Origin of the sequence: [Actinomadura] parvosata subsp. kistnae (assembly GCF_900323885.1) — a bacterium.
GTDB classification, from domain to species: Bacteria; Actinomycetota; Actinomycetes; order Streptosporangiales; family Streptosporangiaceae; genus Nonomuraea; species Nonomuraea composti.
Map to the genome: position 1 here is coordinate 193,337 of NZ_OOHJ01000005.1, position 20,231 is coordinate 213,567.

The following is a 20,231-nucleotide window of genomic DNA, read 5'->3' on the forward strand; positions in this document are numbered from 1 at the left end:
CTCAGGCCGGACAATGGACGGCATGAGCAGCACAACCGGCCCCGGCGAGCTCGGCGCCTTCCTCAAGGCCCGCCGGGCGCAACTGGCCCCGCAGGACCTCGGCCTGCCCGAGCACGACTCCCGGCGCAAGGTCGCGGGGCTGCGCCGCGAGGAGGTCGCCCAGCTCGCCGCGATCAGCGTCGACTACTACACGCGGCTGGAGCAGGGCCGCGTCCGGGCCTCCGCCGCGGTGCTCGCCACGCTGGCCCGCGCGCTGCGCCTCGACGACGACCAGCAGCGCTACCTGTACGAGCTGGCCGGCAAGGCCGACGCCCGGCCCCGCAGGCGCCGCCCGGCGCAGCGCGTGCGCCCCGCCATGCGCCGCCTGCTCGACCAGCTCACCGCGACCCCCGCCCTCGTCCTGGGCCGGCGCCTCGACGTCCTGGAGTGGAACGCCGGCGCCGCCGCCCTCTACACCGACTTCGGACAGCTGCCCGCCGACCGGCGCAACTACCTGTACCTGCTGTTCACCGACCCCGTCATCCGGGACATGCACCTGGAGTGGCAGCACGACGCCCGCGACGCCGTCGCCGCCCTGCGCATGGAGTCCGCGGCGAACCCCGACGATCCCGAGCTGGCCCGGCTCGTCGGCGAGCTGTCGGTGCGCGACGCCGACTTCCGTACGTGGTGGGCCGAGCACCGCGTCAACAACGCCGCCTACGGCACCAAGCGCTACCGGCACCGCCTGGTCGGCGAGCTGACCCTCGACTGCGACACGTGGAGCAGCCCCGACGGCTCGGGGCAGCGCCTCATGGTGCTCACCGCCGAGCCCGGCTCGCCGTCGCACGACGCGCTGCGCATCCTCACCTCGTGGACGGCGGACGAGGCGGCCGGCAGCCGCGCCCGCTGACGCGTCAGAGGATGAACGTGAACAGCGGCGAGCCCGGCGGGATGCGCTCGACCGTGAGCGGGCTCGCCTTCATCCTGGCCAGCAGGCTCTCGAGGTCGCCGGCCCGTTCGAGCTCGATGCCGACGAGCGCCGGGCCGGTCTCGCGGTTGTTCTTCTTGATGTACTCGAAGGCGATGATGTCCTGGCCCTCGCCCAGCACCTCGTCGAGGAAGTGGCGCAGGGCGCCGGGGCGCTGCGGGAAGGTGACCAGGAAGTAGTGCCGCAGCCCGATGTGCACGAGCGAGCGCTCCAGCACCTCGTTGTAGCGGCTGACGTCGTTGTTGCCGCCCGAGACCACGCACACCACCGGCCCCTCCGGGCCGTAGGCGAGGACCTCGCGGGCCGCGGCGCCCGCGAGAGCGCCGGCGGGCTCGGCGATGATGCCGTCGGTCTGGTAGAGATCGAGCATCTCGGTGCACACCGCGCCCTCGTCGACCGCGACGATCTCGTCCACCAGATCCTTCACCAGCGGGAACGTGCTGTCTCCCACCGTGCCTACGGCGGCGCCGTCGACGAACGTGTCCAGCTCCGGCAGCGCGACGGGGCCCCCGTGGTCGAGGGCGGCGCGCATGCTGGCCGCCCCGGCCGGCTCCGCGCCGATGAGGCGGGTGCCGGGGGAGTGCTCGCGCAGCCACACGGCCACGCCGCTGATCAGGCCGCCGCCGCCGACCGGCACGACCACCGTGCCGGGCGCCTGCCCGCACTGCTCCAGGATCTCCAGGCCGACCGTGCCCTGCCCGGCCATCGTGCGGACATCGTCGAACGGGTGCACGTAGACCGCGCCGCCCGCCTCGCTGTCGGCGTGCGCGGCGGCGCTCGCCTCGTCGTACGTGCCGCCGCCGACCACGATCTCCACCCGGTCGCCGCCGAGCGCCGCGATGCGCTCGCGCTTCTGCCGGGGCGTGGTGGACGGGACGTACACGCGGCCGCTGATCCCCAGGCGCGCGCACGCGAACGCGACGCCCTGCCCGTGGTTGCCCGCGCTCGCGCAGACCACGCCGCGCCGCCGCTCCTCCTCGGTGAGCGAGGCGATCAGGTTGAACGCGCCGCGCACCTTGTACGAGCGGCACACCTGCGCGTCCTCGCGCTTGAGCAGCACCTGGCCGCCGAGCAGGCCGGACAGGCGCTCGTTCGGCTCCAGCGCGGTACGGCGGACCACCGGCCGCAACCGTTCGGCCGCCTGATCGATCATCGTGGCGGTGAGGCGGTTGCTCATGCACACTCCTGGGCGCTGTGGCGGATCAGGGAATACGCCATCCTATTCGCGCCCCGCCACTTCCTCGGCCGGACGAGCGAACGGCGGCCCTCTTCTCCTACGCCGCATAGTGGATGCCGCGCCCCGGGCTCCTGCGCCGCTCCCGGGCTCCTGCGGCTCGTCAGTGGGTGAGCAGGGAGTGGCAGTGGTGGGCCAGGAACGCCGCCACGACCGGCGCCAGCGCCAGCGCGGCGGGGCCGGCGAGCAGGGCCGCGACGGCCAGGCGCCCGGCGGCGCGCTCGCGGCGCCCGAGCGGGACCTGCGGGTGCAGCATCCGCCGGACCCGGGTCAGCGCCGTCTCGCCGCCCGCGCCCAGCGCGAACGCGGGGACGCGCCCGGTCGCGAGGCCGACCAGGGCCGCCGCGATGTGGACGCGCGGGTGCCGGCGGGCCGCCACGTCGTCGGCCAGCAGCTCGACCAGCCGCGCGACCTCGGCCCGCGCCTGCTCGAACAGCGGAAGGCGCGGGAAGGCCCGGGCCAGGGCCTCGGCGCCGGCCAGCACCAGGTGGTGCCGCCCGCGCAGATGCGCCCGCTCGTGGGCGAGCACGGCGGCGACCTGCTCGGGCGCCAGCGAGTGCAGCGCCCCGGTGGTGATGACCGCGTGCCCCTTGCGGCCCGGCAGACAGTAGGCCAGGCGCTCCTCGTAGTCGACCACCACCGCGTCGAGGTCGTGGTCGTGCTGCCCGAGCAGGGCCAGCGCGTCGGCGTGCCGGCGGCGTTCGCGGCGGGCGCGCAGCAGGACCGCCGCCCCCACGGTGGTGACCCGGGCCAGGACCAGGGCGCCGGCGGCCAGCCCCGCCCAGGTGCCGGTGGAGCTGAGCGCGGCCTCGTCGTGCAGCAGCGCGGCGCACGCCTCGAACAGCTCGGCCAGGCCATGCCCGACCACGGCGGCGGGCACGGCGGCGGCGAACGCCGACAGCAGCGCGGCGGCCACCACCGACACGCTGGCCGCCTGCCACATCGCGATGGCCAGCCGGGGCGCGCGGTCGGCCCAGGTGCCCCGCCTGAGCAGCCGCGGCAGCGCGAGGGCGGCGAACAGGCCGTACAGGGCGAGGACGATCGCCACCGTCATGCGCCGCGGCCCCCCGGCGGGTAGACCTGCAGCGCCGCCTCAAGGGCGCTGGCCTCCTCGGGGGTGAGCCGCTCGAGGAAGTGCACCAGCGTGGCCGCCCTGTTGCCGCTGCCGGCCAGCGACTCGCGCATCACCTCGGCTGTGTACGCCTCCTTCGACGACACCGCTTCGTAGATGTAGGCCCGGCCGGCCGACTTCCGCTTGAGCATGCCCTTGGTGTGCAGTTTGTCCATCACGGTCATGACCGTCGTGTAGGCGATGGTGCGGTCTTGCCTCAGGTGCTCCAGCACGGCCCGCACCGAGGCCGGCTGCCTGATCGCCCACATGTGCTCCATGATCGTGGACTCGAGCTCTCCCAGGCCACGCACCATCTGTACAGCCCCTCCCGCCTCGGTCCCTCCCATGTTACCGGCGATCACGTACGTCCGGGTGAGTCAGTTACTACGATGTTCGTTAGTAGGCGTTGCGATGGTACCGATAGGGGGTATACGTTTGGCCGCAACCAATGTGGCCGAATCGCCTGGAAGGTAGGCAATGTCCGAATCTATGCACCACGCCGGACATGGACAGCATGACCATGGCGGTCACGAGGGCGGGCAGCACGGGGCCGATCACGGCGCCGAGCATGGTGCCGAGCATGGTGCCGAGCATGGCCATCACGGGCCGATGAAGGCCACGTGGGGAGTCGCGGCGTCCGCGACGCTGCACTGCCTCACCGGGTGCGCCATCGGCGAGGTGCTCGGCATGGTGATCGCGACCGCACTCGGCTGGCACAACCTGCCCAGCATCCTCCTGGCCATCGCCCTGGCGTTCGTCTTCGGCTACGCGCTCACCCTGCGCGGCCTGTTCCGCGCGGGCGTCAAGTGGCGTCAGGCGCTGCGGCTCGCGCTGGCCGCCGACACGCTGTCGATCCTCGTCATGGAGATCGTCGACAACGGCGTCATGCTGATCATCCCGGGTGCCATGGACGCCGGTCTGGCCAGCGTGCTGTTCTGGGGCGCGCTGGCGTTCTCGCTGCTCGTGGCCTTCCTCGTCACCACGCCCATCAACAAGTGGATCATCGGCCGGGGCAAGGGGCACGCGGTGGTGCACGCGTACCACCACTGACCGCACCGCTCTCACGGGGGGCGTCGCCGCACCGCGGCGGCGCCCCTCTTTTTCGTGTCATGAAGCGCGCCGTGGAACCCAAACCGGACTTACGACCGTCCCTTCGTTAGAAGGGATCAGCCGAACGCCTACCCCCCGCCCCCGTCCCGTGACAACCCGCAGCCAAACTCCGCTTGGTCCACCACCGTTCGACACAAGGAGTACGACTCGGTGAATCCGCGCGCACTCGCCCATCGGGCACACCGGCACGGCTGGGACGTCCAGACCGTCCCCCGAACCTCAGGCCCCGTCGTCATCCTCCGGCGCGACGGCTGGCGCCTGGAGATCGCGTTCGACGGCCACGCACCCCAGAAGGCCACCGCCAACGGGCCCGGGCAGAACACCGGCAAGCAGCTCAATCTCCGCTCGATCAACGACTTCGTGCACCGGCCCGGCACGGAGCGCTTAATCCACCCGGGCCACGGCCGGCGGGCCCGCCGCGACGGCGAGGCGGGCGAGCGCCACAGTGGCGGGCCCAACGGCGGGCCCAGCAGTGGACGGGGCGTCCCGCAGAAGGCCGAGAAGTAGCGCCCCCACCCGTGTCCCCGCTACGGGCTCAGGCGACCCGCAGGGCCCACTCGACGCCGGGGCAGCGGTCCATCACGACGTCGAGGCCGGCGTCCAGCGCTCGCTGGGCGGCCGCCTCGTCGATCACGCCCAGGGGCAGCCAGACCGCCCCGGCGCCGATCGCGATGGCCTGGTCGATCACTTCCCCGGCGTGCTCCGAGCGGCGGTAGACGGCCACCACGTCCACCTTGTCCGGGATCTCGGCCAGCGTCGCGTAGCCCGGCTCACCCAGCACGGTCTCGGCGGCCGGATGGACGGGAATGATCCGCCGGCCGCGCCCCTTGAGCAGGCCCGCCTGGTCGTAGGCCGTGCGGTCGGGGTTGGCGGACAGGCCGACGAACGCCCACGTGCGGGCCTCGGTGAGCAGGCGGCGGATGACGTCCTCGGCCGCGTAACGGTTCCCCATGCTCCGGCCAACACCCGGATCGCGTCACGCATTTCCCTCGTACAAAAACGTCACCCCCGTCACGGACCGGCATACCTCGCGTCTGACGGGAAGGAGGACGGAGGCCGCCGGTCACGCCGGCGGGCAGGGGGATCTGACCGTCGAGAGGCTAGGAGGAGACACATGGATCCGTCAGGCCAGGAGACTGGCAAGGTCACCGGCACTCAGGACAAGGACTACAACCTGATCTGGTTCGTGGAGCAGTGCCTGAGCAACGTGCTGCGCCTGGAGAACTACATCGCCGACGCCGAGCGCGCCGGCGACGGGGAGCTGGCGAGCTTCTTCCGCCGCGCCCAGGCCGAGAGCCGCAAGGGTGCCGAGCAGGGCAAGGAACTGCTCAGCAAGCGCCTGCTCAAGTAGCCGCCCGCTCACGTAACTGCCCGTGATCCAAGGAGCGGCCGCCCCGTCCGGGGCGGCCGCTCGCACATGCCGCTCGCACATGCCGCTCGCACATGCCGCTCGCACATGCCGCTCGCACATGCCGCTCGCACATGCCGCTCGCACATGCCGCTCGCACATGCCGCTCGCCCGTGCCGCTCCCTCCCGCCGTCAGTGGGCAGGCAGCTCCCGCGCCCGCTGCTCCGCCCTGCTCGGCGTGGTGACCGAGGTGAGGGTGGCGGAGGTCTCGGCGCGGAACCAGACGTGCTTGTCCTCGCGCTGCATGCGCTGGATGCGCGGGTCCTCCACCACGCACACCTTGCGCACCGACTTGCCCGGCGCCAGGCGCCCCACGGACACGCGGCAGGTGCCGACCTTGTCGGTGATCCGGTCGGGCATCCAGAAGTCGCCGCCGTACAGGGTGACGTCGATCCGTTCGCCGATAGTGAGCTTCTCCGAGTCGTTCGTCAGGCGCAGGCCCACCGCGACCGGCCCGCAGACCCCAGGAGCGCACGGCGTGATCTGCGACACCTCCTGGTCGAGAAGGGCGGTGGTGTTGACGGTCACCGTGCGGGGGATGCCGCGCAGCCGGGCGGCGAGGTCGGCGTAGGCGTCCGCGGCCTCCTGGGCGGTGCCGGTGCGGACGGTCAGCCGGGCGGCCGCCTCCGGGGCGAGGCCCAGGTTGGTCAGCAGCTCGACCCCCGAGTAGCCGAGCAGCCGGTGCGGCGCCTCGGGGGAGAACCAGTACGTGCCGTTGCGGACCGCGTCCGTGCTGGAGGTGTCGAGCCGGGTCAGGTCCAGGTGCGGCGCTCCGGCGGGGACGCCGTCGGGCGGTGGGTAGGCGACCGGGCGGTCGGTCGGCGGGGCCACCCAGGTGGGGACCGCCGGCATCGGGGGCGCGGCGGTGCCGGTGGCGGCGGGAGTCTCGATCTCGGCCAGGTCCGCGGCGACCCGCTGCGGGCTCAGGCGGGCCAGGTCCAGCCCGTACAGCAGGTGGTTCCACTCGGCCACCCACTGGCCTGCGAAGTCGCGGAGGGGTAGCGCCGCGTGCCCCACGAGGCGCCAGTAGCGGGCGTCCGCCTTGACGAACTGGGTCTTGTCGTCGAGGCGCAGGACGGTCGCGGTGGCGCCGTCGATGGTGACGGTGCCGAAGACGGCGCCGTTGCCCATGGCGCGCAGGTCGGCCTCGACCCGGTTGTCCGGTGCGGGCCTTTTGACGGGGTCGAAGCTCTCGATGGGGCCCCGCCAGGAGCCCGTCCAGTGCAGCAGCGGCGCCGCGCGGACCGGCGCCGCCAGGTCGGCCGCCTTCAGCGCGGGCCGCTCGGGCGGTGGCTGGGCGGAGGTGCAGCCCGCCGCGAGGGCGAGCGCCGTCACCAAGCAGAGGGCGGGGCGCATCGAGCGCTTATCACTTACGGTGACCGTTCGTTGCCGTCTTTCGCGCATTGGGCATCAGGGTAGCGCGCGATCACCTTGTGAACGAGGCGCAGCCGGTACCACCACGAAGGCCCGCACGACCGCCGGAGACCTGCGCACTCGCGTCGCCTTTCCCGCAGCCGGCGAGCGGGCCCTGTTCGAGGCCGTCCACGCGGACGCGCCGTGCGCGCACGAGGCGTCCCCGCGCCTTGCGGACGGGACCTTGCGGACGGGGCCTTGCGGACGAGGACGGCCTCGCAGCGTCCGGCCTGACGCGTCAGGGGCGGCCGGCCTGCCGGGCGGTGAAGGCCAGCAGGGGTGCGGCGGTGCGCTCCGGGTCCTCCATGATCGGGGTGTGGCCCAGGCCGGGCAGCAGCTCGACCGTCGCGCCGGGAACGACGCGGTAGTCGCCGGCGGACGCGGGGTCCCACCTCCGGTCGTCCGCGCCGAAGAGCACCAGCAGCGGCTTGCCGAGAGCCGCCAGCCGGGCGGGCAGCGGCCCCTGCTTCAGGTACTCGGTGGTGCCCTGCATCGTCGCGGTCAAGGTGTGGAAGGTCATCAGGCGCACCTCGTCCAGCATCTCGCGCGGCACCTGGTAGCCGGGGCGGCTGAAGCCGCTGCTCGCGAAGTCGCGGAGCTGCTTGTCCGACGGCGGCCACTGGGCGGGGGAGATCGCGGCCGACTGCGGGGCCAGGTAGGCGTCCAGGGAGGGCCCGGTGTTGATGAGCGCGAGCGCCGTCACCAGGCCCGGCCGCTGCTCGGCCAGGGCGGTGGCGACGACGCCGCCGCTGGAGTGTCCGGCGACCACGGCGCGCTCGACGCCGAGCCGGTCCAGCGCCTCGCCGACGCGGCGCGCCTGGTCCCCGGTCCCGTAGCCGCGATCCCCAGGCTTGGCGGACCGGCCGTGCCCGAGCAGGTCGACCCGGATGACGTGGTGGGCCCCGGTCAGCAGCGGGACCATCAGCTCCCACGAGCGGGCCGAGGAGGCGGAGCCGTGGACGAGCAGGAGCGCGGGCGCGTCGCGGGGGCCGTCCCTGAACACGTGGAGGTCGCCGTCGTCCAGCGACACGACCGAGCTCTCGGCGGCGTCGTGCGGGGTGGTGTCAGGAAATGTCATGACGCCACTGTCGCCGCCGGTGCGCCGGCCTGGCTTGAACGAATGTTCCCTCCCACAGGTCGCCTAGCATGGGATCGTGCGGACATTCGTGCACGGATCGTCTGTGTGGGGCGTCGCGTCGCCCCGGCGGCCCAGCCGGGTGCCCGGGGTCACCATGGCCGGGTTCCGCGTGCCCGACCTCGACGCGCTCCGCATGGTCCCGCACCCCGCCGTCACCCTGATCCTGGAGTTCGGCGCGAGTCCGCCCGTCCTCCGCCACGCCGCCGGGCGGCAGGAGCTGGGCAGCATCGTCGCCGGGCCCGGCTTCGGCTCGGGCGGCGCGGTCTGGGCGCAGGGCGAGAACGTCGAGTGCGTGCAGGTGCGCCTGTCCCCGGTGATCGCGCGCGCCGTCCTCGGCGTCCCGCCCGCCGAGCTCGACGGCGCCGCGGTGCCCCTGGAGGACCTGTGGGGCCGGGAGGCACCGCGCGTCCGCGAGCGGCTGGGCGCGGCCACGTCCTGGCAGGAGCGGTTCGCGCTGGCGGACGCGCTGCTCGCGCGCCGGTTCGCGGCGGGGCCGCCCGTCGACCCGGAGGTGGCCTGGGCCTGGAAGCGGATCGTCGCGAGCCGCGGCCTGGCCCGCGTCGACGGGCTCGCCGGCGACGTCGGATGGAGCCGCAAGCGCCTGTGGGCCCGGTTCAGGGCCCAGCTCGGGCTGCCGCCCAAGCGGGCCGCCACGCTGATCCGCTTCGACCACGCCGCCCACCGGCTGGTGGCCGGCGAGGGCGCGGCCAGGGTCGCCGCCGACACCGGCTACGCCGACCAGGCCCACCTGCACCGGGACGTCGTGGCGTTCACGGGCGTGACCCCCGCGAACGTGGCGGGGGAGCGCTTCCTGGCCGTCGACCACCTCGCCTGGCCCCGGGGCGTCCTCAGCTGATGTCCGGCACCGTGCCCAGGTGCAGGGTGCCGTCCGGCAGGCCGGCCGTGGAGACGCTGAGCACGCTGCCGTTGGCGTCCACCCGCTGGGCGGCCGACCACGCTCCCGAGGCGGCGCGGACGCGGTGCCACACGCCGCTGCCCGGCACGATCGTGTTCAGGTGCAGGGTGCCGTCCGGCAGCGCCGCGGTGGAGACGCCCGACACGTCCCGGTTGTCGTCGGCCTTCACCGCCGCCGCCCACGAGCCGCCGGTGCCGCGGACCCGGTGCCAGACCCCGCTGCCCGGCAGCAGCATCATCACGTGCAGGGTGCCGTCCGGCAGCGCCGCCGCCGCGACCCTCGACAGCGCGCCGTTCGTGTCGATCTTCACCGCGTCGGCCCAGGCGCCGCCGGTGCTCCGGATCCGGTGCCACACGCCGCTGCCGGGGAGCAGCATCATGACGTGCAGGGTGCCGTCCGGCAGGGCCGCCGCCGCGACGTCCGTCAGCTCGCCGTTCGTGTCGACCTTGGTGGCGGTGGACCACGTGCCGTCGGCGGCGCGCACGCGGTCCCAGATGCCGCTGCCCGGCAGCAGCGTCTGCACGTGCAGGGTCCCGTCGGGCAGCGCCGCCGCCGACACGTCCGTCACCGACCCGTTCGCGTCGATCCGCGTCGCCGCCGACCACGTCCCGTCCGCGGCGCGCGAGCGGTGCCACACCCCGCTGCCGGGCACCACGTTGAGCACGTGCGCCGAGCCGTCCGGCAGCACGGCTGAGGCGATCTCGCTGGTCGACGGGTTGGTGTCGATCCGGGTGCCGGTCGCGGCCCACGCTCCCGACGCGGTGCGGGCCCGGTCCCAGACCGTGCCGTGCAGGGTGCGGTCCACCACGCTGTAGTACGGGCTCCACACCCGCGCCTTGTAGAAGACGGCCCCGGCCCTGGTCCGGCTGGTGTCCGGGCCGTAGAAGTCCACCGTGTCGGTGCACCAGGTGTTGGCCACGCACCGGCCAGGGGGCGACTTGGCGGAGTCCGACCTCGTCTCCACGACCTGCCCCGACGGCTGGTTGCCGACCGACTTCACGAACGTCCGGTCCGCCCCGCCCGGAGGCGGCGAGAACGTCCTCGTCCTCTTGTCGTAGAGCCAGACCTGGCTGTTGCCGCTGACCCACAGCAGGTCCGGGTCGTGGGCGTAGCCGTACACGTCGTGCCCCCAGGCGCTCGGCAGGACGGCCCGCCGGCCCGTGTCCTCCCGCAGCACCGGGGCGGCCGGCGTGCCGCCCACCACGAGCGCGGTCAGGATGTGCGCCTTGCTGACCGGGTCCTGCCCCGTGACCCACAACCGCTGGATCGAGGGGTCCCACAACACCGCGTGCGCCTGCGTCAGCGGGTACTCGCCGTAGGCCGAGGCGTTCGGCCCCTGCGAGGCGGCGTACACCCTGACCCATCCGCCGCTGCTCGCCGCCAGCGCGATGTTCCCATCCGGCAGCAGCTCGGCGGCGTGCAGGTTACCGGGGACGACCTTCGCCCACTGCCGGGCGCCGCCGGGATAGGACACGACCGCGGCGAACCCGTCGCCGTTCGCCACGGCGAAGCTCTGCCCGCCCGCCGGCCGTTCCCGCAGCTTGAAGTCGGAGTACCCGGCCGCGACGGCGAGCTCCGCGTCGGAGAAACCGCGCGCCTTCGTCGCCTGCCAGCGCCACTTGACGGCGGCGTCGTCGCTCCAGCTCGTGACCGCCGGGTCGAAGGCGAGAAGCTGCTTGCTCGTGTCGTCGCCCGCCGCGATCCAGTAGTCCCCGGCCGCCGCGGCCGCCGGGCTCGCCCCCGTACCGGGAAGGGCCAGCGCCACCAGGACGGCGACACATAACCTCGCGCTCTTCATGCCGGGCTCCTTCGTAGATGACCGAATCGCGCCCACCATGCGCGAGAAGCGACAGAAGATCAACCAGTCTTCGTGCCAAATTCCGCCCGAACCTGTCACGAGCCGGGCCGCTGTCCGGTCTCAGCGGCATGACCGCCGTACGGAGCGGCGGGGGCGAGCCGCCGCCGCCGACCAGAATCCGCCTGCGCATCCGGATGAGCGCGCGCCCCGTCGACGAGCCGCACCGCGTCTCCAGCCAGCTGGAGCTGCTGTTCGACCTCACCTTCGTGGTCGCGGTCGCCGCCGTCACCGCCCAGCTCGCCCACGAGATCGTCGAAGGGCACGCCGGCGCCGGCGTCGTGCCGTTCCTCCAGGTGTTCTTCGCCATCTGGTGGGCGTGGATGAACTTCACGTGGTTCGCCTCGTCGTACGACACCGACGACGTCGCCTACAGGGTGCTCACCATGGTGCAGATGGGCGGCGTGCTGGTGCTGGCCGCCGGGGTGCCGGCCGCGGGCGAGCACGGCGACTACCGGTTCGTCACGCTGGGGTACGTCATCATGCGCAGCGGGCTCGTCGCCCAGTGGTTGCGGGTCGCCGCCGAGGACCCGGCGCGCCGGCGCACCGCCCTGCGGTACGGCGGCGGCATCACCATCCTGACCGCCGCGTGGATGATCCACTCCTGGGTGGCGCCGGCGAGCGTCGAGCTGCCGCTCTTCGTGCTGCTCGCCGTGCTGGAGCTGGCCGTGCCGCGATGGGCGGAGCGGGCCGAGCCGACCACCTGGCACCCGCACCACATCGCCGAGCGGTACGGGCTGTTCGTGATCATCCTGCTCGGCGAGAGCGTGCTGGCCGCGTCCAGAGGCGTCGCCAGCGCGCTGGAGACGAGCGCGATCACCAGCCCCTTCCTGATGATCGCCGTGTCCGGGCTCGTGATGCTGTTCGCCCTGTGGTGGCTGTACTTCCTGGTCGAGGCCGGCGAAGGGCTCAGCGGGCGGCGCGACCGCTCCTACCGGTGGGGCTACGGCCACTACGGCATCTTCGCCGCGCTGGCCGCCCTCGGCGCCGGCCTCGAGGTCGCGGTCGAGCAGAGCGGGCACCACGTCGCGGCCGCCCCGCTCACCGTCGCCTACGCCGTCGCCATCCCCGTCGGCGTGTTCCTGCTGTTGTTGTGGCTGGTGCACACGCCGGTCGAGCAGGAGTCCGTCATCCGGCCCGCCGTCATCTCGGGGTGCGCCGCCGTCGTGCTGGCGCTGCCGCTCACGGCGCGCTGGATCGGCGTGCACGGCGTGGCCACGGCCATCGCGGCGGCGTGCGTCCTGGCGGTCGCGATCACGGTCGGCGCGAGCGCGCGCCGGCGGCGTCCGGCACCGGTCGCGGACGGGACCACCGTCACGGCGCCCCAGCCGTGACGGTCACCGCCGGACCGGGACGATCGCCACCGGGCAGGCGGCGTGGTGCACCACGGACTGGCTGACCGAGCCCAGCAGGAGTGCCTCCAGCTCATGCCGGTGGCGGGAGCCGACGACGAGCAAGGACGCGCCGGCCGCCGCCCGCATCAGCGCCCTGCCCGGATGGCCGGTGAGCGTCTCCCGCACGACGTCGACCGCCGGGTAACGCTCCCGCCACGGGGCGAGCGCCCGCTCGGGCACCGTCTCGCCCCGGTGACCCGTCCCACCGTCGCCGACGTGGGCGAGTGTCATGGTGGTCGCCGCTCGGGCGGCGTGCGCGAAGGCGAAGGCGAGCAGTTCCCCGGTCCCGTCCTCGCCGGCGATCCCGACCAGGACGGGGCCGTGCGCCGGGGCGGGCCCGCGTACGACGACGACCGGGCAGGCGGCCTCGGCCGCGAGCCGGGCGCCCACGGACCCCAGCAGCAGCCCGCCGAGCTCGCCGAGCCCGCGGCTGCCCACGACCAGCAGCTCGGCCTGCCGCGACCGGTGCAGCAGCGCGACCGCCGGCTCGGCCTCCGGCAGGTCGGAGGTCACCTCGACGCCGGGAGCCACCTGCCGCGCGCGCTCCAGCGCGGCGGCCAGCACCCGCTCGGCGGCGTGCAGCAGGCCGCCCTCGGCCGGCGCTCCCGGCGCGGGCCCCAGGGGCACCTTCATGAGCGGCCAGATGAAGGCGTGCACGATCAGCAGCGGCCGGCCGCGACGGCCCGCCTCGCCCGCGGCCCACTCCACGGCCCGCAGGCCCTCCTCGGAGCCGTCCACGCCCACGACCACCGCGCTCATCCTGTGCCGTCCCTTCGCCACTCCGGCCCCCGTCCGCCGGGAGGCACTACGAGAGACCGGACGGCGCCCGCTTTCGTGACACCGGCAGAACGGATCTAGCGCGCACTCGCCCGCGCGGCCTGCTCGATCACGCGGGTGACGGTGCGGGGCGCCGTCATCAGGCCGACGTGCCCGGACTCATCATGATTCGGCTCATAGCTCGTCAGGAGGGTCCCGGGTGGCGGTCGCGCCAGATGAGGAAGACGGCGCACGACACCAGCGCCCAGGCCGCCAGCACCAGGAACGGCATGAGCCGCTGGTGCCCGCCGAAGTACACGGCGGTGTGCTGGGCGTTGATCGAGGCGCCGGGCGGCAGCCAGCGTCCGATGGTGCCCAGGGGCGATGGCAGCAGCGGCCACGACACCGCCCCGCCCGAGGACGGGTTCCCCAGCAGCACCATCAGCCCCCAGGTCGGCACCATCGCCCACCGCCGGACGAGCGTGTTGAACATGGTGAACACCATGCCGGAGGTGAACATGGTCAGCGCCAGGATGAACCACGACTCCAGCAGCGGCAGGTCGAGCGCGCCGAGCACCCAGTCCACGGCGGCCACGATGGACAGCCCGCCCAGCGCCGCGTACGCCGCCGTGAACGCGATCCGCTGCCACGCGGTCAGCGCCCCGGCCTGCACGCTGAGCTGCACGGCCCCGATGAACCCGATGACCACCGCCGCGAGCGTGATGTAGAACAGCGCGAGCCCGCGCGGGTCGCCCCGCTGCAGCGGCTTCATGTCCCGCACAGTGAGCCGCACCCCGACCCGCTGGGCCACCTTGGGCGCCGCCTCGCTCAGCAGTTGCGCCACGGACGCGCCGGAGGCGCCCGACACGTACAGCGTCACGTCGTCGCCGCGCACCACGATGACGCCGAAGACGCGCTGCTCCTCCACCGCCTGGGCGGCCCGTGCGAAGGTGCCCTCGAAGGAGAGGGCCAGCGAGGCGTTCAGCCTCTGCTCCAGGCCGGCGGCGAACGCCTTGCCGCGTACGGTCTGGTGGCTGACCCCCACCACCGCGACGGGGACGCGGTGCGGGGTCGGGTCGGCCATGGCGTAGGTGTAGGAGCCGGCGAAGAGCCCGGCCGCGGCCGCGAGGATCAGCACGAGCACGCTCGCGGGCAGGAACGGCGACGCCTTGAAGGCCGCCCACCAGTGGCCTGTCCGGTCGTCGTCCATGCCTGCCACGCTAGGCAAGGGCGGGCCGTCGTCCGGCGGCTGACACGCGTCCCTGACAGAGCCTTGGTGTCGGCGCTCAGACCTCGCGCGGCCCTCCCGTCACCGCGGCCAGCTCGCGGCGCAGCGCGTCGTCCAGGCCGCCGCGGCTCCAGTACCAGCGGCACAGCGCCGGCGGCCGGTCGGGCGAGCGCTCGTCGACGAAGGCGAACCGGTCGGGCAGCCACAGGTGGGCGCCGGCGCCGAGCACGTTGAACTCGGAGAAGCCGCGCGGCGGCCGGGAGGTCACGTACGCCTCCACGCTCATCCCGTGCATGGCCCGGCAGTGCGCGCGCACGGCCGGGTACAGCTCGCGCGGATAGACGAAGGGCGGCACCCGCATGTAGTCGTGCTCGACGGGCCGGCCGAGGAAGTGCTCGGTGGGGCCGGTCCACGGCCGGTGCCGGCCCAGCGCGGAGACGGGCAGGCAGACGAGGCGGATGCGGTGTCCCGCCATCAGCAGGCCGGGGTCGCACGGCCGGTCGATCATCATGTCGGCGTCCAGGTGGCAGATGAGCCGCGCGTCGGTGTAGTCGTCGGCGTGCAGCTTGGTGACCTGCTGCCCGAGGTAGTCGTCGGGGTAGTCGCGGCAGACCTCCACCCGCGCCGTCTCTCCCGCCACTCTCCGGACGGCCGGCGCCCCGCGCCTCGGCGTGATCACGACGACCTCCGCGAAGCCGCGGCACCAGTGCCGGATGCCCGCCAGGCAGAAGCTCAGCCACTCGGCGTCGCGGTGGTAGGTGCGGATGACGATGGCGGCCCCTGGCCGGCCGGGCGTGCCGGGGTTAGCCTCGGGGGCGTGGCCGTGCCCGCCTTCTGGTGCCGAGTGCCGAGCCGGGGCAACGTGGGTGACCGGCTCACCCCCTGGCTGATCAGGAAGATCACCGGGGTGCCCGCCCGGTGGGTCCCGCCGCACGCCCCGGGCGTGAAGTTCTTCGTCAGCGGCAGCATCGCCGCGCTCGGCGGGCCGGGGACGGTGGTGTGGGGCGCGGGCGTCATGCGGGCGGACGACGTGCTCGACCCGCGGATGGGGTTCGCCGCCGTCCGCGGGCCGCTGACCAGGGAGGCGGCGCTCAGGGGGACGGCCTGCCCCGCCGTCTACGGCGATCCCGGGCTGCTGGTGCCCCGGTTCCACCGGCCTCGTGTCCTGCGCGGCCGGGGGCCGGGGGTGGTGCCGCACTTCGCCGACAAGGCCGCGGCCGGGCTCGGCGTGCCCGCCGGATGGTCGCTCATCGACGTGCAGCGCCCGGTCGAGGAGGTCGCCGACCGGATCGCCGCCTGCTCCCTGGTGGCGTCGTCGAGCCTGCATGGCCTCATTCTCGGCCACGCCTACGGCGTCCCGGCGGTGTGGATCAGGTTCCGGGACCTGCCGAGCGGCGACGACAGCAAGTTCCACGACTACTTCCTGTCCGTGGGGGTGCCCGTGCCGCCGCCGTACCAGGTGGGGCGGACGGGGGCGGGGCTCGATCTGGCGCGCGTGGCCGAGTACGCCACCCTGCCGGTCACGCCGCCCGATCTGGACCTGATGGTGGGGACATGTCCCTTCAGGTGATGGCCGTGCTGGGCCGGATCCGGGACGCGGACCTGCACCGGGAGGGCGGGATCCGGTGCCTGCGGCTGTTCGGGGCCTGCCGGGACGTCCTCGACGGGCTGCGCCGCGAGACGGCCCTGCTGCGGGCCCGGGCGGCGCCGTCCTGCCCGGGCGAGCCGGGCCACGTCACCGCCTGGACCAGGCCGCGGGGACGGGTCGCGCAGTACAGCCTGCTGACCGCGTCGGGGCGCTACGACGACTTCTCCCGCGACCACGACCTGTCGTCGTTCGGCAAGCGGTTCTGGGAGGCGGACCGCTACCCGCTCCTGGCCTCTCTCGTCGGGGCGCTGCCCGACCTGGTCAACGTCCGGCTGCTCGTGCTGGCGCCGGGCGCGGCGCTGCCGCCCCACGAGGAGCACGCGCTCGTCCGGGCGGACAGCGGCACGATCGGCGTACGGGCCCGCTTCCACCTGCCGCTGGAGACCGAGCCGGCGGCGACGATCACCCTCGACGGAGCGGTGTACCACCTGGAGGCGGGCACGATCCACCTGGTGAACCACGGCTGCGTGCACGCCGCCGAGAACGCCGGCACTGCCGACCGTGTGCACCTGGTGTGGGACCAGCTCATGACGCTCGACGCGGCCACGGTGATGTTCGGGCAGGCGGCGGGCCCGCCCGGGTTCGCGCGGCTGGGGCTGGTGGAGCCGTCCCCGATCGGGCACCGGCCGGTGCGGGAGTGGGAGCGGCTGGCCCCGCCCGTCACCGAGGCCGAGGCGGCGAAGCTCGCCTTCCTGCGGCCCCAATAGGGGGCCCAGTGGCGGGGCTCAGTACAGCGTCCTGCGGAACGCGGCGGGCACGTAGTGGAACAGCAGGGAGGTGTGGGCGTTGCCCGGCGGCAGCTCGGGGCGGTGGTGGGGGAGCCGGGTGCCACGGAACAGCACGCCCTGACCGGGCCGCTGGGTCAGCGCCACCGTCCCCGAAGGCAGGTCGAAGCGCAGCGGCCAGCCGCCGCCGATGCCGGGGCCCCGCTCCTCCAGCAGCACCGACAGGGTGAACTCGCACTGCTCCCTGTCCACGTGCCGCTCCAGCACCGCGCCCGAGCGGTAGGCCGAGACGTAGCTGTAGGAGGGCCGCACGGGCTCGGCCGCCACCCGGCGCACCAGGTGGACGAGCTGGTGGTGGACGAAGCGGGAGATGGGCTCGTTCTGGCGGCCGTACCGGCCGGCGACCTGGGCGTCACCGAGCTCCCAGCCGCCGCGTTCGATGAGCTGCTCGTAGTAGCGGGCCAGGCCGAGGCGCACGGCCACCGGCAGCACCTCGTCGAGCGCGCACAGCCCGTCCCCGGCGAACCTCTTGGCCGCGTCCGCGAAACCGTCCCCCTGGTCGGGCTCGACCAGCGCGCCGGCGCCCGCCAGTCGGCCGCGCAGGCGCGCGGGCAGCTCCAGCGGCGCGAGCGTGCCGGACAGCAGCGCGCGCACGGGCAGGAAGTCCGCCTCCTCCAGCCAGTACGGCCACAGGCACCCCGCCCGGTCCGCCACCCACAGGACGGGATGGCCGGGCAGGAACCGCTCGCGGAACCTGGTCCGCCCGGCCAGGGCGAGCGGGATGCTCACCCCCGTCTGGAGCGTCGCCGACGCGGCGAGCCGAGGCCGTGCGAGCTCCACCTCGGGCACGTCACGCAGCAGGGAGGCGAACAGGACGGGCCGGGCCGGTCGAGGGCGGATCATGGTGCTCTCCTGGGGCAGGCGCCGCAGCGTGGCGGCGTGGGCGTCGAGGACGGAAGGCCGGAAGCCGGGCGTGCGCCGCCACTTGCCGGCGACGGGCGGGGAGATCGCGGTCGCGGACAGCGGCAGGTCGGCGGGCGTCTCCCGGCGGGACAACCCCAGCCGCTCGGACAGGGCGCCGAGCACGGCGCCGGGGGAGCGGCGCAGGTCGGCGTAGTCCACGTCGATCCACCGCCCGTCCGGGACGAGCGGGCGCGCGTCGAGCACGGCGTCGACGGCCGCGGCCCACTGGTGGGCGGCGACGACGCCCGGCTCGGCGCCGTCGAGCCGCCGCCAGCCTTCGGGCAGCAGCAGGTGCCAGGGGCCGCGCGACCAGCCGGGCAGCTCGGGCACGTTGACGAACCGGGGGTCCCGCCAGGCGGCCACCATGCTCGCCACCGTCTCCTTGGGGTCCCTGCGCAGGAAGACGACGTCCGCGCCGGGCAGCGCGGCCAGCAGGAACGGCAGCCGCAGGCAGTTCTCCGGCGTCCGCTCGACCAGGCGGGCGCCGCCGGGCGGCAGGTCGGCGCGCAGCCCCCAGCGCACGATCCGGCCCGCGTCGCGGGCGTCGGCCGCGGTGAGCGCGTGGGAGTTGTACCCGCGGGCCGCCGGGTGCAGCTCGGGCACGCCCTCGATGACCGCCTCGCTCTCGCCGGGCAGCGCGCACACCTCGGGGTGCCCGGCCAGCGCGTCGAACAGCAGGGTGCCGCCCGACCTGGGCGGCGCCACGATGATGACCGGCCGGTCGAACGGCTCGTCCACGACGGGCCGCACGTCGGCGGCCCCGTGCCGAGCGGCGAAGGCGTGGGCGTGGCCGGCCGAGCCGAACAGGTAGCGGCGGCGCACCCCGCGCGCGTCCCCCGTCACCGCCCGGGCCAGCAGGCCCGCGACGGCGGGGAACGGCGCGTGGTGCGCCCGGCGCAGCCACGACCGGGGGCGGGGCGGCCCGTGCAGCACGACCGCCCACGCGGTGTCAGCGGTGGGGGAGGAGGCGGTCAACGGCGGTGGATCCACCCCGTGATGCTGAACCGGCTGTCGTCGAACTGCTTGCTCGGCACCCGCACCGGCAGCACCTCGTGCTCGTGCCGGGCGGGGAAGTACACGGCCAGGTTGGCCCGCGGCATGATCGTCTGGCTCCGGTCGGTGGGCACCATCCGGCCCTCCACCACGTCCGTCTCGAACACGCGCAGCTCGCCGCCGGCGAACTTGCGCGGCTCGCGGCTGAACAGGTAGACGAAGGTCAGCTCGCGGGTGTCGCTGCCGTCGGTGTCGCGGTGCATGCGGAAGTAGTCGCCGTCGTTGCTCGCGGTGACCTGCAGCTCGATCTCGCCGAGCGGGAACGCCGGGTGCCCCAGCCGGGCCATGACCTCTTCGAGCTGCTGCTTGATCCGCTCCTTGAACAGCGACTCGAAGCGGCCGAGGTCGTCCAGGGTGCGGCCGCGGCGTACCCGCTCGTTGAAGAGGGGCGTGGGGGAGCCGGGCTCGATGATCGTGCCGGGGGTGAAGCCGTGCACGTTCTTCAGCACGTGCTCCAGGAGCTGGGCCTGCTCGTCCCTGGTGAGGAACTCGCGCAGCACCAGGGCCACCTCGCCGGCCGGGTCGATCACCTCGATGCGGCCCGTGCCGGTGGGCACGCCGCCGGGCTTGCTGTAGTGGCCGCCGCGGACCAGGCGGGTGATCTCGGCCGCGACCTCCGGCCGGTCGATCATCCAGTCGGCGCGGGAGGCGGCCTGGACGGTGTGGTGGAAGACGGCTCCCCGCGCGTACGCGGCCCGGTCGAGCGCGCCCGCCATCACGTCCACGGTGTCGGTCTCGGACAGGCCGAGCCGTTCGAGCAGGCGGCGGGCGGGCGTGCGGTAGGTGAAGTAGCGGGCGGCCTCGGTGAGGAAGACGTCCTGCGTCGCCTCGAACCCCGTCTCCCGCAGGACGTGGTCGGCCATCATCGACCCCTCGGCCACCAGGTAGTGGATCTCCGCGTTCGGGTCGGTGGAGATGAACTCCAGCGCCTCCTTGATCAGCGCCGACTGCAGGCCGATGTTGCCGAGCTCCTCGTCCACGAGGTAGATCGTGCTCAGCCCCCAGCACGCGTCGGCCACCAGATGCGTCTGCAGCAGGCCGACCACGTTGCGCGCGCCCAGCCCCCACGGCGGCCATGGCCGGTCGCGGACGGCCGCGAACAGCTGCGAGTCCCCCTCCGACAGCAGCGGCAGCACCACCTCGTCCATGACGTGGGGCGCGCCGAGCCGCCGGAAGAAGGAGCGCAGCGCCGCCTCGGCGAGCGGGCTCAGCTCGTCGAAGATCTCGATCCTGGTGGCCGCGTTCCGGCCGGCGTAGAAGCCGTTCGTCTCGGTCATGGTTGACTCCCGTTCGATCGCTGGCTGGTCTGAAA

General features: G+C 74.1%; 21 protein-coding genes. 8 read left to right on the forward strand and 13 right to left on the reverse strand.

Translation table 11 applies throughout. The features are described 5' to 3' along the window. Positions 1-22: 22 nt before the first annotated feature. Positions 23-889 carry a helix-turn-helix domain-containing protein gene (locus KIS93_RS02255; protein WP_080046613.1) on the forward strand — a complete coding sequence of 289 codons (867 nt, stop codon included), beginning with the start codon at positions 23-25 and terminating at the stop codon, positions 887-889. Positions 890-893: 4 nt separating this feature from the next. Here KIS93_RS02255 and ilvA read toward each other — a convergent pair whose 3' ends face one another. The 4 genes from ilvA to KIS93_RS64435 all read right to left on the reverse strand — a co-directional run bounded on the left by ilvA (position 894) and on the right by KIS93_RS64435 (position 3,915). Continuing rightward, positions 894-2,144 (reverse strand): threonine ammonia-lyase IlvA, encoded by a 1,251-nt coding sequence (gene ilvA / locus KIS93_RS02260; RefSeq protein WP_080037832.1) that lies wholly within the window; start codon positions 2,142-2,144, stop codon positions 894-896. A 160-nt stretch (positions 2,145-2,304) separates the two neighbouring features. Further along, a complete protein-coding gene (locus KIS93_RS02265; protein ID WP_080037833.1) occupies positions 2,305-3,255 on the reverse strand; it encodes a M56 family metallopeptidase in 951 nt (316 codons plus the stop codon). After that, the gene (locus KIS93_RS02270) at positions 3,252-3,626 is read right to left on the reverse strand and encodes a BlaI/MecI/CopY family transcriptional regulator (protein ID WP_080037834.1); all 375 of its coding nucleotides are present in this window, start codon (positions 3,624-3,626) and stop codon (positions 3,252-3,254) included. The genes KIS93_RS02265 and KIS93_RS02270 overlap by 4 nt, the downstream gene beginning before the upstream one ends. Before the next feature lie 82 nt (positions 3,627-3,708). After that, a complete protein-coding gene (locus tag KIS93_RS64435) occupies positions 3,709-3,915 on the reverse strand; it encodes a hypothetical protein (RefSeq protein WP_246005158.1) in 207 nt (68 codons plus the stop codon). A gap of 6 nt (positions 3,916-3,921) precedes the next feature. Here KIS93_RS64435 and KIS93_RS02275 point away from each other — a divergent pair, with 6 nt between their 5' ends. Then, positions 3,922-4,362, forward strand: a complete 441-nt coding sequence (locus tag KIS93_RS02275) for a DUF4396 domain-containing protein (RefSeq protein ID WP_230466077.1) — start codon at positions 3,922-3,924, stop codon at positions 4,360-4,362. Between the two features lie 210 nt (positions 4,363-4,572). Then, positions 4,573-4,929, forward strand: coding sequence for a hypothetical protein (locus tag KIS93_RS02280; protein WP_080037836.1), 357 nt, complete (start codon positions 4,573-4,575; stop codon positions 4,927-4,929). A 28-nt stretch (positions 4,930-4,957) separates the two neighbouring features. Here the strand turns inward: KIS93_RS02280 and KIS93_RS02285 are convergent, their stop codons facing one another. Continuing rightward, positions 4,958-5,374 carry a CoA-binding protein gene (locus tag KIS93_RS02285; RefSeq protein WP_080037837.1) on the reverse strand — a complete coding sequence of 139 codons (417 nt, stop codon included), beginning with the start codon at positions 5,372-5,374 and terminating at the stop codon, positions 4,958-4,960. Between the two features lie 162 nt (positions 5,375-5,536). On the opposite strand from KIS93_RS02285, the gene KIS93_RS02290 reads away from it, so the two are divergent. Then, positions 5,537-5,773, forward strand: coding sequence for a hypothetical protein (locus KIS93_RS02290; RefSeq protein ID WP_080037838.1), 237 nt, complete (start codon positions 5,537-5,539; stop codon positions 5,771-5,773). A gap of 189 nt (positions 5,774-5,962) precedes the next feature. On the opposite strand, the gene KIS93_RS02295 is transcribed toward KIS93_RS02290, so the two are convergent. Beyond that, positions 5,963-7,165, reverse strand: a complete 1,203-nt coding sequence (locus tag KIS93_RS02295) for a hypothetical protein (protein ID WP_155126811.1) — start codon at positions 7,163-7,165, stop codon at positions 5,963-5,965. A 316-nt stretch (positions 7,166-7,481) separates the two neighbouring features. Beyond that, complete coding sequence (locus KIS93_RS02300; protein ID WP_080037840.1) at positions 7,482-8,321, reverse strand: alpha/beta fold hydrolase; 840 nt, start codon at positions 8,319-8,321, stop codon at positions 7,482-7,484. A gap of 76 nt (positions 8,322-8,397) precedes the next feature. Here KIS93_RS02300 and KIS93_RS02305 point away from each other — a divergent pair, with 76 nt between their 5' ends. Continuing rightward, positions 8,398-9,237 carry a helix-turn-helix domain-containing protein gene (locus tag KIS93_RS02305; RefSeq protein ID WP_080037841.1) on the forward strand — a complete coding sequence of 280 codons (840 nt, stop codon included), beginning with the start codon at positions 8,398-8,400 and terminating at the stop codon, positions 9,235-9,237. On the opposite strand, the gene KIS93_RS02310 is transcribed toward KIS93_RS02305, so the two are convergent. Next, positions 9,230-11,095, reverse strand: coding sequence for a DUF6528 family protein (locus KIS93_RS02310; protein WP_186403538.1), 1,866 nt, complete (start codon positions 11,093-11,095; stop codon positions 9,230-9,232). The genes KIS93_RS02305 and KIS93_RS02310 overlap by 8 nt on opposite strands. Positions 11,096-11,223: 128 nt before the next feature. Between KIS93_RS02310 and KIS93_RS02315 the strand changes: the two genes are divergently transcribed. Beyond that, entirely contained in the window at positions 11,224-12,486 is a 1,263-nt protein-coding gene (locus tag KIS93_RS02315) for a low temperature requirement protein A (protein WP_222107180.1), read from the forward strand. A gap of 3 nt (positions 12,487-12,489) precedes the next feature. Here KIS93_RS02315 and KIS93_RS02320 read toward each other — a convergent pair whose 3' ends face one another. The 3 genes from KIS93_RS02320 to KIS93_RS02330 form a co-directional block, all read right to left on the reverse strand. Further along, entirely contained in the window at positions 12,490-13,305 is an 816-nt protein-coding gene (locus tag KIS93_RS02320) for a universal stress protein (RefSeq protein ID WP_080037843.1), read from the reverse strand. 202 nt (positions 13,306-13,507) lie between these two features. Continuing rightward, positions 13,508-14,512: a hypothetical protein gene (locus KIS93_RS02325; RefSeq protein ID WP_080037844.1), complete on the reverse strand. Its 1,005-nt coding sequence runs from the start codon at positions 14,510-14,512 to the stop codon at positions 13,508-13,510. Between the two features lie 76 nt (positions 14,513-14,588). Continuing rightward, the gene (locus tag KIS93_RS02330; protein ID WP_155126814.1) at positions 14,589-15,209 is read right to left on the reverse strand and encodes a hypothetical protein; all 621 of its coding nucleotides are present in this window, start codon (positions 15,207-15,209) and stop codon (positions 14,589-14,591) included. A 138-nt stretch (positions 15,210-15,347) separates the two neighbouring features. Here KIS93_RS02330 and KIS93_RS02335 point away from each other — a divergent pair, with 138 nt between their 5' ends. Together KIS93_RS02335 and KIS93_RS02340 are read left to right on the forward strand one after the other, a co-directional pair. Further along, positions 15,348-16,100: a polysaccharide pyruvyl transferase family protein gene (locus KIS93_RS02335; RefSeq protein ID WP_080037846.1), complete on the forward strand. Its 753-nt coding sequence runs from the start codon at positions 15,348-15,350 to the stop codon at positions 16,098-16,100. After that, positions 16,085-16,885 (forward strand): aspartyl/asparaginyl beta-hydroxylase domain-containing protein, encoded by an 801-nt coding sequence (locus KIS93_RS02340; protein WP_080037847.1) that lies wholly within the window; start codon positions 16,085-16,087, stop codon positions 16,883-16,885. Before KIS93_RS02335 ends, KIS93_RS02340 begins: the two co-directional genes overlap by 16 nt. An 18-nt stretch (positions 16,886-16,903) precedes the next feature. Here KIS93_RS02340 and KIS93_RS02345 read toward each other — a convergent pair whose 3' ends face one another. Both KIS93_RS02345 and KIS93_RS02350 read right to left on the reverse strand, forming a co-directional pair. Further along, entirely contained in the window at positions 16,904-18,856 is a 1,953-nt protein-coding gene (locus KIS93_RS02345; protein WP_155126817.1) for a sulfotransferase family protein, read from the reverse strand. Beyond that, a complete protein-coding gene (locus KIS93_RS02350) occupies positions 18,838-20,196 on the reverse strand; it encodes a 2OG-Fe(II) oxygenase (protein ID WP_080037849.1) in 1,359 nt (452 codons plus the stop codon). Before KIS93_RS02350 ends, KIS93_RS02345 begins: the two co-directional genes overlap by 19 nt. Between the last annotated feature and the right edge of the window lie 35 nt (positions 20,197-20,231).

Coding starts and splice junctions, on each gene's coding strand:
- KIS93_RS02255 (WP_080046613.1), top strand. CDS start 23: ATGAGCAGCACAACCGGCCCCGGCGAGCTCGGCGCCTTCCTCAAGGCC.
- ilvA (WP_080037832.1), bottom strand. CDS start 2,144: ATGAGCAACCGCCTCACCGCCACGATGATCGATCAGGCGGCCGAACGG.
- KIS93_RS02265 (WP_080037833.1), bottom strand. CDS start 3,255: ATGACGGTGGCGATCGTCCTCGCCCTGTACGGCCTGTTCGCCGCCCTC.
- KIS93_RS02270 (WP_080037834.1), bottom strand. CDS start 3,626: ATGGTGCGTGGCCTGGGAGAGCTCGAGTCCACGATCATGGAGCACATG.
- KIS93_RS02275 (WP_230466077.1), top strand. CDS start 3,922: ATGAAGGCCACGTGGGGAGTCGCGGCGTCCGCGACGCTGCACTGCCTC.
- KIS93_RS02285 (WP_080037837.1), bottom strand. CDS start 5,374: ATGGGGAACCGTTACGCGGCCGAGGACGTCATCCGCCGCCTGCTCACC.
- KIS93_RS02290 (WP_080037838.1), top strand. CDS start 5,537: ATGGATCCGTCAGGCCAGGAGACTGGCAAGGTCACCGGCACTCAGGAC.
- KIS93_RS02300 (WP_080037840.1), bottom strand. CDS start 8,321: ATGACATTTCCTGACACCACCCCGCACGACGCCGCCGAGAGCTCGGTC.
- KIS93_RS02310 (WP_186403538.1), bottom strand. CDS start 11,095: ATGAAGAGCGCGAGGTTATGTGTCGCCGTCCTGGTGGCGCTGGCCCTT.
- KIS93_RS02315 (WP_222107180.1), top strand. CDS start 11,224: ATGACCGCCGTACGGAGCGGCGGGGGCGAGCCGCCGCCGCCGACCAGA.
- KIS93_RS02320 (WP_080037843.1), bottom strand. CDS start 13,305: ATGAGCGCGGTGGTCGTGGGCGTGGACGGCTCCGAGGAGGGCCTGCGG.
- KIS93_RS02325 (WP_080037844.1), bottom strand. CDS start 14,512: ATGGACGACGACCGGACAGGCCACTGGTGGGCGGCCTTCAAGGCGTCG.
- KIS93_RS02340 (WP_080037847.1), top strand. CDS start 16,085: ATGTCCCTTCAGGTGATGGCCGTGCTGGGCCGGATCCGGGACGCGGAC.
- KIS93_RS02350 (WP_080037849.1), bottom strand. CDS start 20,196: ATGACCGAGACGAACGGCTTCTACGCCGGCCGGAACGCGGCCACCAGG.